Annotated in this window: 10 protein-coding genes; 5 read left to right on the top strand and 5 right to left on the bottom strand. The window is 64.6% G+C overall.

Annotation, left to right across the window (positions count from 1 at the left end; all coding sequences use genetic code 11):
• Positions 1-13: 13 nt before the first annotated feature.
• Complete coding sequence (locus LGQ10_RS26235; RefSeq protein ID WP_226523652.1) at positions 14-1,345, top strand: DUF58 domain-containing protein; 1,332 nt, start codon at positions 14-16, stop codon at positions 1,343-1,345.
• Positions 1,346-1,360: 15 nt separating this feature from the next.
• Here the strand turns inward: LGQ10_RS26235 and LGQ10_RS26230 are convergent, their stop codons facing one another.
• Together LGQ10_RS26230 and LGQ10_RS26225 are read right to left on the bottom strand one after the other, a co-directional pair.
• Positions 1,361-1,720: a PilZ domain-containing protein gene (locus LGQ10_RS26230; protein WP_058436405.1), complete on the bottom strand. Its 360-nt coding sequence runs from the start codon at positions 1,718-1,720 to the stop codon at positions 1,361-1,363.
• Positions 1,721-1,962: 242 nt separating this feature from the next.
• Positions 1,963-2,337, bottom strand: coding sequence for a tetratricopeptide repeat protein (locus LGQ10_RS26225; protein ID WP_226523651.1), 375 nt, complete (start codon positions 2,335-2,337; stop codon positions 1,963-1,965).
• A gap of 157 nt (positions 2,338-2,494) precedes the next feature.
• Between LGQ10_RS26225 and pyk the strand changes: the two genes are divergently transcribed.
• Entirely contained in the window at positions 2,495-3,946 is a 1,452-nt protein-coding gene (gene pyk / locus LGQ10_RS26220; protein ID WP_058438167.1) for a pyruvate kinase, read from the top strand.
• A 91-nt stretch (positions 3,947-4,037) separates the two neighbouring features.
• On the opposite strand, the gene LGQ10_RS26215 is transcribed toward pyk, so the two are convergent.
• The 3 genes from LGQ10_RS26215 to LGQ10_RS26205 are packed head-to-tail and all read right to left on the bottom strand — an operon-like array spanning position 4,038 to position 6,853.
• Positions 4,038-4,787 (bottom strand): enoyl-CoA hydratase-related protein, encoded by a 750-nt coding sequence (locus LGQ10_RS26215; protein WP_226523650.1) that lies wholly within the window; start codon positions 4,785-4,787, stop codon positions 4,038-4,040.
• 28 nt (positions 4,788-4,815) lie between these two features.
• Entirely contained in the window at positions 4,816-5,754 is a 939-nt protein-coding gene (locus LGQ10_RS26210) for an iron-sulfur-binding ferredoxin reductase (protein WP_226523649.1), read from the bottom strand.
• Positions 5,747-6,853, bottom strand: a complete 1,107-nt coding sequence (locus LGQ10_RS26205) for a sensor domain-containing diguanylate cyclase (protein WP_058435734.1) — start codon at positions 6,851-6,853, stop codon at positions 5,747-5,749. Before LGQ10_RS26205 ends, LGQ10_RS26210 begins: the two co-directional genes overlap by 8 nt.
• A gap of 336 nt (positions 6,854-7,189) precedes the next feature.
• Between LGQ10_RS26205 and LGQ10_RS26200 the strand changes: the two genes are divergently transcribed.
• The 3 genes from LGQ10_RS26200 to LGQ10_RS26190 all read left to right on the top strand — a co-directional run bounded on the left by LGQ10_RS26200 (position 7,190) and on the right by LGQ10_RS26190 (position 11,959).
• Positions 7,190-8,713 carry a fumarate hydratase gene (locus LGQ10_RS26200; protein WP_058435735.1) on the top strand — a complete coding sequence of 508 codons (1,524 nt, stop codon included), beginning with the start codon at positions 7,190-7,192 and terminating at the stop codon, positions 8,711-8,713.
• Between the two features lie 151 nt (positions 8,714-8,864).
• Complete coding sequence (locus LGQ10_RS26195; RefSeq protein ID WP_226523648.1) at positions 8,865-10,631, top strand: ATP-binding protein; 1,767 nt, start codon at positions 8,865-8,867, stop codon at positions 10,629-10,631.
• Positions 10,625-11,959 carry a sigma-54-dependent transcriptional regulator gene (locus LGQ10_RS26190; RefSeq protein WP_226523647.1) on the top strand — a complete coding sequence of 445 codons (1,335 nt, stop codon included), beginning with the start codon at positions 10,625-10,627 and terminating at the stop codon, positions 11,957-11,959. Before LGQ10_RS26195 ends, LGQ10_RS26190 begins: the two co-directional genes overlap by 7 nt.
• The last annotated feature ends 179 nt before the right edge of the window (positions 11,960-12,138 follow it).

Below are 12,138 nucleotides of genomic sequence, written 5' to 3'. Positions count from 1 at the left end.
GCTGCCTCCGTCGATGAAACCGACCCGTCTGTTGCTGACCTGGCTTGGCGTCCTGGCCGGCCTGGGCATCGTTCTTGGAGCGGTACGCGCCCTGGGCGTGGAGATCGCCCCGCGCCTGGACTCGATCGCCTGGGGCCTGTTGCTGGCGCTGTCGCTGCTGGCCTTGCTCGATGCCCTGCGCGTCATGCGCCTGCCTGCGCTGCAAGTCCGCCGGCACCTGCCCGGCAGTCTGCCCCTGGGACGCTGGAGCGAAGTGCAACTGGAGATCCAGCACCCCTACCGGCAAACGCTGGAGGCGCAGGTGTTCGACCATCCGCCCCTGGGTCTGGCTTTCGAACACCTGCCCCAATCGGTCAGCCTCGAGCCCGGTCATGCCAGCCGCATCGGCTACAGCGTGCGTCCGTTGCAAAGAGGACACTTCGACTTCGAGCACTGCGAAATCAGCCTGCCCAGCCCCCTGGGGCTGTGGCACATCCGACGGTTGATCAAGATCCAGGACAGCACCCGGGTCTACCCAGACTTCGCCCGTCTCTACGGCGGGCAACTGCTGGCGGTGGACAACTGGCTCAGCCAGCTGGGTGTACGCCAGCGCCAGCGTCGAGGCCTGGGGCTGGAGTTCAATCAGCTGCGCGAGTTTCGCGAGGGCGACAGCCTGCGGCAGATCGACTGGAAAGCCACCGCCCGCCAACGCACGCCCATCGCCCGGGAGTACCAGGACGAACGCGACCAGCAGATCATCTTCATGCTCGATGGTGGCCGCCGCATGCGCAGCCAGGACGGCGAGCTGGCGCATTTCGACCATGCCCTGAACGCCTGCCTGCTGCTCAGTTACGTGGCGCTGCGCCAGGGCGATGCAGTGGGCCTGTGCAGCTTCGCCACCAGCCCTTCACGCTATCTGGCGCCGGTCAAGGGCCCCGCCCAGCTCAGCGTGCTGCTCAACGGCGTCTATGACCTGCAGAGCAGCCAGCGCCCAGCCGACTACCAGGCTGCCGCCAGCGAACTGCTGGCCCGCCAGAAGCGCCGGGCACTGGTGGTCCTGGTGACCAACCTGCGGGATGAGGACGACGAGGAGCTGCTGACGGCGGTCAAGCGTATCGGTCGCCAGCATCGCGTGCTGGTGGCCAGCCTGCGCGAGGAAGTCCTCGACCAGTTGCGCCAGACCCCGGTGCAGACCTTCCCCGAGGCACTGACCTACAGTGCCGCAGTCCACTACCTCAACCATCGCGCCGAACTCCACGAACGCCTGGGCGCCCACGGCATCACCCTGCTCGACGTCCGCCCTGGAGAACTGGGAGCCGAGCTGGTGAGCCGTTACATGAACTGGAAAAAGGCCGGCAGCCTGTAGCGGCTGCCCTGCGGATCAGGCCGACGCCTGCAATGGGTGGAAGCTGAAGTAATGACGCAGCGCCTGTTCCAGCTCGGCCAGCTCCGGCGAGGAGCGTTGCAGGCTGAAGCCACTGTCATAGTGGCGTGGTGTAAGGTCTTCGTGACACCACAGGCAGCGTGCACTGAAATCCACCAGCTGCACCTGGCCGTCACCGGCGGGAATCTTTACCCGCAGCTCGAACACGGCACCGACCAGCATCGGCAACTGGCTGATCAGCATCAGTCCGTCGGCCGAGAGATTGCCCAGAAAACCGACGGGCTGGTCGGTGAACCGGTTGAAGACTTTCAAAAAAGACGGCAGCTGGTGCCGTTCGATCCGACGTTCCGTGAACATGCTGGATATCGCTATGGAAAGGTCATTAAGCATGACCGCACTAGTGCTTCGAAACGGGCCCCGTAGTGGCTCGCTCTCCTGATCAGGCAGGCGAGGAATGTCGCCAGAAGGGCTCCAGAGCCCCTGCCCCGGGCAAGACCGGGACAGCGTTCGAACTGCGCCTGCCGAGCTACGTCTACAGGACCACGTTTACAAATGTTAGCTCAAGCACCCGGGGCGATGGCAATGCCCCCGGATGAATATCACAAGGCTGTGCGACGAACCTGGGCGCCGCCGTTGGACGGGTAGTGTCCCAGTTGCTGCAAGGTGTCCAGCCGCGCCCGGGCGCGATAGGCATATTCGCTGGTGGGGTACTGGGTGATGATGAACTGGTAGGTCTGCGCGGCATCGACGAACAGCTTCTGGCGCTCCAGGCACTGGCCACGCAGCATCGACACTTCCGGCTGGACATAACGCCGCGAGCGGCTGGTGCGGTCGACCTGGCTCAACTCGAGCATCACCCTTTCGCAGCTCCCGGCATCATAGGCGCGGTAGGCATTGTTCAGATGGTGGTCCATCGACCAGCGGGTACAGCCGACAACACTGACGGCCAGGGCAGCAATGAGTACGAATCGCATGGGGTATCTCCTGTCTTGTGCAGTGTATCGACTCATTGGCGAAAATCTTCAAGGTTGTTGCTGCAAACAAACAAAGCAATAAGTAGTGCAAACGAACAATGACTACAGCTGCGGAGCATAGTAGCCTCTCGTTGCGCTTGAATTCAGGAGTCCGTGCATGTCCGTTCGTCGTACCAAAATCGTTGCCACCCTTGGCCCGGCCAGTAACTCGCCGGAAGTTCTCGAACAACTGATTCTCGCTGGCGTGGATGTCGCCCGTCTGAACTTCTCCCACGGCACTCCGGCCGAGCACAAGGCCCGCGCCAAACTGGTTCGCGACCTGGCCGCCAAGCATGGACGGTTCGTCGCGATCCTGGGGGACCTGCAAGGCCCGAAGATCCGCATCGCCAAGTTCGCCAACAAGCGCATCGAATTGAAGATCGGTGACAAGTTCACTTTCTCCACCAGCCACTCGCTGACCGAAGGTTCCCAGGACATCGTCGGCATCGACTATCCGGACCTGGTCAAGGACTGCGGCGTCGGTGACGAGCTGCTGCTCGACGACGGCCGCGTGGTGATGCGCGTGGAAACCGCCACCGCCACCGAACTGCATTGCGTGGTGACCGTCGGTGGCCCGCTGTCGGACCACAAGGGCATCAACCGTCGCGGCGGCGGCCTGACCGCTCCGGCCCTGACCGAGAAAGACAAGGCCGACATCAAGCTCGCAGCCGAGATGGAAGTCGATTACCTGGCCGTGTCCTTCCCTCGCGACGCCGCCGACATGGAATACGCCCGCAAGCTGCGTGACGAGTCCGGCGGCACCGCCTGGCTGGTGGCCAAGATCGAACGCGCCGAAGCGGTCGCCGACGACGAGACCCTCGATGGCCTGATCAAGGCCAGTGACGCCGTGATGGTGGCCCGTGGCGACCTGGGCGTGGAAATCGGCGATGCCGAGCTGGTGGGTATCCAGAAGAAGATCATCCTGCACGCCCGCCGCCACAACAAGGCAGTGATCGTGGCGACCCAGATGATGGAGTCGATGATCCAGAACCCGATGCCGACTCGTGCCGAAGTGTCCGACGTGGCCAACGCCGTGCTCGACTACACCGACGCGGTCATGCTCTCGGCAGAAAGCGCTGCGGGCGCCTATCCGCTCGAAGCGGTCCAGGCCATGGCGCGAGTCTGCGTCGGTGCGGAAAAGCACCCGACCAGCAAGACGTCCAGCCACCGCATGGGCCAGGTGTTCGAAAGCTGCGACCAGAGCATCGCCCTCGCAGCCATGTACACCGCCAACCACTTCCCGGGCGTGAAGGCGATCATCGCCCTGACCGAGAGCGGCTATACCCCGCTGATCATGTCGCGGATCCGTTCTTCGGTACCGATCTACGCCTACTCCCCGCACCGCGAGACCCAAGCCCGGGCCGCCATGTTCCGTGGCGTCTACACCGTGCCGTTCGACCCGGCGTCCCTGCCGCCGGAGCAGGTCAGCCAGGCAGCCATCGATGAGTTGCTCAAGCGCGGCGTCGTGGAAAAAGGCGATTGGGTGATCCTGACCAAGGGTGACAGCTACCACACCATCGGTGGCACCAACGGCATGAAGATCCTGCACGTGGGCGACCCGGTAGTCTGAAGCCGGCTACGTGCAACGCAAAAGCCCCGGTGTGAAGACGCCGGGGCTTTTTCATGTCCGCTGGGTCCTTGTGGAACAGGCTCCGGGAGCATCAGCCTCTGGAGAGGAATCCCGACAGCGCGGCAATCGCTTCCGGTGAACGCAGGCGCTGAGTGAACAGAGTCCCCTCTTCTTCTATGACCTGGCGCAGCCGTTCACGGTCCGGAGCCTTCATCAACTGCTTGCTGATCTGCACCGCCTGGGGCGCCAGCTGGCTGAAACGCAGCGCTGCCTCCCGGGCCTTGGCCAGGGTTTGCGCGCCATTCTCCAGGGCTGCGGTGGCAATGCTCCAGGCGGCCGCTTGCTCACCGGAAAAACCCTCGCCCAGCAACAGCAACTCGGCAGCCCTGGCCTGGCCAAGCAGGCGCGGCAGGATCAGGCTCGAACCGAACTCCGGACACAGCCCAAGATTGACGAACGGCATGCGCAGGCGTGCATCACGGCTGACATAGACCAGATCACAGTGCAGCAGCAAGGTGGTGCCGATACCCACCGCCGGGCCCGCGACCGCTGCCACCACAGGCTTGCGGCACTCCAGCAGGCTGCGCATGAAGTGGAACACCGGGCTTTCCAGGTCGCTGGGCGGTTGTTGGAGAAAGTCGGCGATGTCGTTACCGGCGGTGAAACATTCGCTGCTCCCGCAGATCAGCAAGGCGTTGATCTCGGGATCGGCATCGGCCTCGACCAGAGTCCGTGCCAGGAAGCTGTACATCTCACGGGTCAGGGCATTTTTCTTGTCGGGGCGGTTCAGGCGCAAGGTCAGCAGCCCACCCTCGCGTTGCAGCTCGATGGCATCGGTCATGGGGATCTCGCTCTGGAGGAATCAGCACTCAACCACGGGGCAGGAACACATCGGCCAGCAGTTGATTGCGCGGCAACCCCGCCAGGTACAGGCGCCTGGAGAACGCTTCGACACTGTCGGGGTGACCGCAGAGTAAGGCCTGGGTTTGCCGGGAAACAAGCCGCAATTGCGCCAGGAATGAGCCCAGCTGCGCCCCTTCCAGCAGTTCCACGGTCAGTTGGGGCCGATTGGCCGCCAGTGCCTCCAGGGGTTTGGCCAGGTAGTGCTCGCTCGCATCATGGGCCACGTGAATGACCCGTATGGAGCCCTGGTGATCCTGGCGCAGGGCTTCGCGCAGCACACCGAACAAGGGCGCCAGCCCGGTACCCGCAGCCAGCAGCCACAGCGGGCGCTGCTGCCAATCCGGATCGTAATGCAGGGCACCACCACGCAACTCGCCCAGGCGCATCGGATCGCCCAGACGCAACTGGCGGGCCGCATCGCTGAACTGTCCCGGATAACGGCAATCGAGGTGGAACTCCAGGAAGCGATCTTCCTCGGGCAGGCTGGCCAGGGAGTAAGGCCGGGCGACCTGGCTGGCGGTCCACAGCACCAGGTGCTGGCCGGCCTGGTAGCGCAACGGCCGCCCGGGCTGCAAGCGCAGGCGCAGGACCGTGGCAGACAGCCAGTCGAGCCCGATGACGGTGGCGGGCAAGCCATCTCGCATGGGGTCGAAGGTCTCCACTTGCAGGTCCTCGACCACCTGGCACTGACAGGCCAGGCGCCAGCCCAGGCGGCGCTGCTCAGGGTCCAGGGCATCCGGCCGACTGTCGTTGGGCAGGCCCTGGACGCAGTGCACCAGGCAGGCATGGCAACTGCCGGCCCGGCAGCTGTAGGGCACGCGAACACCGGCTTGGTTCAGGGCATCCAGCAGGTTGCTGCCAGGCGCCACCGGCCAGCACCGGTCCCCCACGGTCAACTCAGGCATCGAGTGTTTCCCAGGCTGCGCAGCAGCGATTGCGGCCATCGCGCTTGGCCCGGTACAGCGCCTGGTCGGCGCGCTGCAGGGCACTATCGAGGTCGTCGCCGGCCTGCAGCAGGGTCATTCCGGCCGACAGGCTCAGGTCAGGTATGTCCAGCCCCACCAGTTGCACCTGGGTGAAGGCCAGGCGCAAGCGCTCACAACAAGACGTGAGGCGTTCGGCATCGCATTCGGGTAGCAGCACCACGAACTCTTCCCCGCCATAACGCGCCAGCACGTCGCCATCCCTCAGGCAGGCCGTGGCCACCGCGGAAAAAGCCTGCAGCACCTGGTCGCCCGCGGCGTGGCCATGAAGGTCGTTGATGCGCTTGAAATGATCCATGTCGATCAGCGCCAGCCCATGCACCTGCTCCTGATCCATGGCATGCAATTCACGACTGGCGATGCGCAGGAAGTGTCGACGGTTGAACAGGCCAGTCAGTTCGTCGGTGGCTACCAGGTCCTCGAGCTGGCGCATCATTCCGCGCAGCGTGTCCTGGTGGGCCTGCAAGGCGAACCGCCGCTGGCGCATGCGTGAGCGCGAGGCCTGGACATAGGCGGCATACAGGCACAGCCACACCAGCAGCACCAGCAGCACGCAGACCTGCAGCGCCGCCAGTTGCGGATCGTCCAGGGCAAAACGATAGCCATCCCAGAGATTGACCCCGGCAAAACAGAAGAAGATCAGTGCCGAGCAACGCAGGTAGGCCCGGCGCGACAAATGGAACAGCCCGAACAGCAACGGCAGGACATAGAACACCAGGAAGGAGCCCCGGGCCTGGTCGAGCAAGGCGATCAACCAAGTCTGCCAGGCGATCCCCAGGACCACCTGGACCTCTGTCAGGCTGGGGTCGGCCAGGCGCAGGTTGCGCCCACTGAGGAACATCCAGCACAGCACGCCCTGGCTGGCCATGACCAGGGCCGTGCCCAGCAAGGCACTGGCGGTGGACGCACGGTAATGCCCCGTGAGAACGGCCAGCCAGAACAGCAGCAGGATCAGTCCGTAGGTGCCCGCAGCGATGGTAAAGCGCTTGAATAACAAGCTCTGGATGGCTTTATGGGTCAATCGTTGACTCACCTTGAGATAAAGAGGCTCAAGAGTTTCCTACTCTGCCGGCCACTCGCCACTTTAGTGCTGCGCCTGGCAAATGACTATCCAAATTTCGAGCTGTCCTCCCAGCGGTCGCCGAAGGTGTAGGCAAGAACAGTGCCCGCCCGATAGGCGACTTTCGTTTGCCTGCCAAGCGGGTGTACCCGCCCCCCAGGCGCGGTATACTGCCGCGCCTTTTTAGCGTCGCGCCAGCAGCCCCGGCGTGCCTTGTAAAGGTGCTTGCGACCGACCGATGCACCCAAGCCGCAGGCACCTTATTGAATGTTCCCGTCTTTTAGAGGAGCGCGACTCATGACCGTGATCAAGCAAGACGACCTGATTCAGAGCGTTGCCGACGCCCTGCAGTTCATTTCCTACTACCACCCCGTGGACTTCATCCAGGCGATGCACGAGGCTTACCTGCGCGAAGAATCGCCGGCAGCCCGTGACTCCATGGCGCAGATCCTGATCAACTCGCGCATGTGCGCCACCGGCCACCGGCCGATCTGCCAGGACACCGGCATCGTCACCGTGTTCGTGCGCGTGGGCATGGACGTGCGTTGGGACGGCGCCACCATGGGCCTGGACGACATGATCAACGAAGGCGTGCGTCGCGCCTACAACCTGCCGGAGAACGTCCTGCGCGCTTCGATCCTGGCCGACCCGGCCGGCGCTCGCAAGAACACCAAGGACAACACCCCAGCAGTGATCCACTACTCCATCGTTCCCGGCAACACCGTGGAAGTGGACGTGGCGGCCAAGGGTGGCGGCTCCGAAAACAAGTCGAAAATGGCCATGCTCAACCCGTCCGACTCGATCGTCGACTGGGTCCTCAAGACCGTTCCGACCATGGGCGCCGGCTGGTGCCCACCGGGCATGCTGGGCATCGGCATCGGCGGCACCGCCGAGAAGGCCGCGGTGATGGCCAAGGAAGTGTTGATGGAATCCATCGACATCCATGAGCTCAAGGCCCGCGGCCCGCAGAACCGCATCGAGGAGATGCGCCTGGAGCTGTTCGAGAAGGTCAACCAGCTGGGCATCGGCGCCCAGGGCCTGGGTGGCCTGACCACCGTGCTCGACGTCAAGATCATGGACTACCCAACTCACGCCGCCTCCCTACCGGTGTGCATGATCCCCAACTGCGCCGCCACCCGTCATGCGCACTTCGTGCTCGACGGTTCGGGTCCGGCCGCACTGGAGGCGCCGCCCCTGGATGCCTACCCGGAAATCGTCTGGGAAGCCGGTCCATCGGCCCGTCGGGTCAACCTCGACACCCTGACCCCAGAAGACGTGCAGAGCTGGAAGCCGGGCGAAACCGTCCTGCTCAACGGCAAGATGCTCACCGGCCGCGACGCCGCGCACAAGCGCATGGTCGAGATGCTCAACCGCGGCGAACAGCTGCCGGTGGACCTCAAGGGCCGCTTCATCTACTACGTCGGCCCGGTTGATCCGGTCGGTGACGAAGTGGTGGGCCCGGCCGGCCCGACCACCGCTACCCGCATGGACAAGTTCACCCGGCAGATCCTCGAGCAGACCGGCCTCTTGGGCATGATCGGCAAGTCCGAGCGTGGCCCGACCGCCATCGACGCGATCAAGGACAACAAGGCCGTGTACCTGATGGCCGTCGGCGGCGCCGCCTACCTGGTGGCCCAGGCGATCAAGAAGTCCGAGGTCCTGGCCTTTGCCGAACTGGGCATGGAAGCGATCTACGAGTTCGAGGTCAAGGACATGCCAGTCACTGTCGCTGTCGACAGCAAGGGCGAGTCGGTACACATCACAGGTCCCGCCATCTGGCAGAAGAAGATCAGTGACAGCCTGGCGGTAGAAGTGCAGTAAGCCTTCCCTGCCTGGCTGGAGCGGCGGCGCTGTTGACCCAACGGCCCGCCGCTTTTTTTATGCCGCGCCTTTTGCCGACACTGTCCGCGATCAACGTTCCACCCGGCGCTCATGCTATCGTTCCCGCCCCCATTGCAGCCTGCCCCGACCCATGGCCCAGATCTCACGCCCCTTTCGCCTGACGTTCTACATCCTGGTGATTCTCGCTGGCACCATTGTCAGCGCCGGCCTGGCCATGCGCCACGCCGAGCGCCAGACCCTGGTGGAAGAGGCCGCGCGGGCCAACGAGCAACTGGGGCTGTATGCCAATTCCCTGCACACCCTGATCGAACGTTACCGTGCGCTGCCGGCGGTGCTGGCGCTGGACCCGGAACTGCGGGCGGCGCTCCAGGGGCCGGTGACGACAGAGACCCAGGATGCCTTGAACCGCAAGCTGGAGAAGATCAACGGTGCGGCCCGTTCCTCGACCCTGGAACTGCTCGACCACGACGGCCTGGCCGTGGCCGCCAGCAACTGGCGCCTGCCCAGCAGCTACGTCGGCCACAACTACGGGTTTCGTCCCTACTTCAAGCAGACGCGCAGCCAGGGCAGCGGACGCTTCTATGCCATTGGCGTGACCAGCGGCATCCCCGGGTACTTCCTGTCCAGTGCGGTCAAGGCCGATAACGACGACTTTCTCGGGGCCATGGTGGTCAAGCTGGAGTTTCCCGAACTGGAGCATGAGTGGAGCCAGGGCAACGATACCTTGCTCGTCACCGACGCCCGCGGCATCGTGTTCATCGCCAACCAGCCAGGCTGGCGCTATCGCCACCTGCAGCCATTGTCGGCCAACGACCTGGAAGAGATCCGCCTGACCCGCCAGTACGACAAGCAGTTGCTCGAGCCCCTGCAACACTCGACCCTGCAACAGATCGACGACAGCAGCCGCCTGATCCGCATCCAGAGCGACGAAAACGCTGCCAGCTACCTCTGGGAGTCCCTGCCGCTCAGCGCCGAAGGCTGGACCCTGCACCTGCTGCGCAAGCCACCCAGCGCCTTCGAGGAAACACGCAATGCGGGCCTTGCCGCCGCCGGAGCCTGGCTGACCCTGGTGTTCCTGCTGCTGTTCCTCAACCAGCGCTGGCGCCTGGGCAAGGTCCGCCAGCGCAACCGCCAGGAGCTGGAGCAACTGGTGGAAGAACGAACCCGTGACCTGCGCACCGCCCAGGAAGGCCTGGTGCAGTCGGCCAAGCTCGCGGCCCTGGGCCAGATGTCCGCAGCCCTGGCCCACGAGATCAACCAGCCCCTGACCACCCAGCGCATGCAACTTGCGACCCTGAGACTGCTGCTGGAGCACGGGCGAGTGGAGGAAGCCTACAAGGCCCTGCGGCCGCTGGACGACATGCTGACTCGCATGGCCGCCCTGACCAGCCACCTCAAGACCTTCGCCCGCAAGAGCCCCGGCGGCCTGCGCGAACGCCTGGACCTGGCGGCGGTGGTGGACCAGTCCCTGCAACTGCTCGATGCCCGGTTGCGCTCGGAGAACATCCAGGTGGTGCTGGAGCTGGCCCGCCCGGCCTGGGTCCGAGGCGACGCCATCCGCCTGGAACAGGTGCTGATCAATCTGCTGCGCAACGCCCTGGATGCCATGCAGGACAAGCCCCACAAACACTTGCAGATCAGCCTCGAAGCCGAGGACCAGCTGTGGCAACTGCGGGTGGCCGACAACGGCGGCGGGATTGCCGAAGAGCACCTGCTGAGCGTGTTCGACCCGTTCTTCACCACCAAGCCGGTAGGTGACGGCCTGGGGCTCGGGCTAGCGGTCTCCTATGCCATCGTCCACGAACTGGGGGGCCGCCTGAGCGCCGCCAACCAGGACCAGGGGGCCGTGTTCACCCTGAGCCTGCCCATCGACCTGGAGGCGCATATCCAATGCTGAATTCAGTGACCGTGGTGGACGACGAAGCCAGTATCCGCAGCGCGGTCGAGCAATGGCTGAACCTGTCCGGCTTCCAGGTGCAGTTGTTCAGCCGTGCCCAGGAATGCCTGGCACAACTGCCGCGGGATTTTCCCGGGGTGATTCTCAGCGACGTGCGCATGCCCGGCATCAGCGGCCTGGAACTGCTGGCCGAGGTTCAACGCCAAGACCCGGACCTGCCGGTCATTCTCCTGACCGGCCACGGCGACGTGCCCATGGCAGTGGAAGCCATGCGCGACGGTGCCTATGACTTCCTGGAAAAACCCTTCAGCCCCGACACCCTGCTCAGCAGCCTGCGCCGGGCCCTGGACAAGCGCGGCCTGGTCCTGGAAAACCGGCGCCTGCATCAGCAGGCTGACAGCCGGGCCAAGCTCGACGCCACCCTGCTGGGAGTGTCCCAGGCCTTGCAGACCCTGCGGCGCCAGGTCCTGGAGCTCGCCCCCCTACCGGTGAATGTGCTGGTGCGCGGCGAAACCGGCAGCGGCAAGGAACTGATCGCCCGTTGCCTGCACGACTTCGGTCCCCGCGCCGGCAAGCCCTTCGTCGCCCTGAACTGCGCGGCGATCCCCGAGCAGCTGTTCGAGGCCGAGCTGTTCGGCCACGAAAGCGGTGCCTTCACCGGCGCCCAGGGCAAGCGCATCGGCAAGCTGGAGTACGCCCACGGCGGCACCCTGTTCCTCGATGAGATCGAAAGCATGCCCCTGGCCCAGCAGGTCAAGCTGCTGCGGGTGCTGCAGGAGCAGAAGCTCGAGCGCCTGGGCTCCAACCAGAGCATCACGGTCGACTTGCGGATCATCGCCGCCACCAAACCCGATCTGCTGGAAGAAGCCCGGGCCGGACGCTTTCGCGAGGACCTGGCCTACCGCCTGACCGTTGCCGAACTGCGCCTGCCACCATTACGCGAGCGCCGCGAGGACATTCCGCTGCTCTATGCACACTTCGCGCACCATGCCGCCCTGCGCCTGGGCCGCAAGGCAGCACCACTGGGCGGCCCGCAACTGGGCCGCCTGCTCAGTCACGACTGGCCGGGCAATGTGCGCGAACTGGCCAACGCTGCCGAGCGCCAGGTACTAGGATTGCAAGAGCCCCAGGCCGAGGCGGTCGACAGCGGCCAGTCCCTCGCCGCCCAGCAGGAAGCCTTCGAAGCCCAGTGCCTGCGTGCCGCCCTGACCCGGCACAAGGGTGAGATCAAGGCCGTGCTCAACGAACTCCAACTGCCACGCCGTACGCTGAACGAGAAGATGCAGCGCCATGGCCTGAGCCGGGAAATGTTCGTCAAGAACAGCTGAGCGCCATGAACATCAAGCCGCCGGCCTTGCCCCCCAGCAGCGATCCTTCCTCGGCAATTTCTTGCTCACTCCTCCCCTAGCGATAGGCGGATTTCCGCTCACTCCTTGATCAAAACCCTTCTAGACCGGGCTTCGCGCTCCTGGCACAGGTCCTGCTATGGGCATTGCAGGTCGCGTTT

Source organism: Pseudomonas sp. L5B5 (assembly GCF_020520285.1).
Lineage (GTDB): Bacteria > Pseudomonadota > Gammaproteobacteria > Pseudomonadales > Pseudomonadaceae > Aquipseudomonas.
This window is presented reverse-complemented; position numbering and strand designations above follow the sequence as displayed.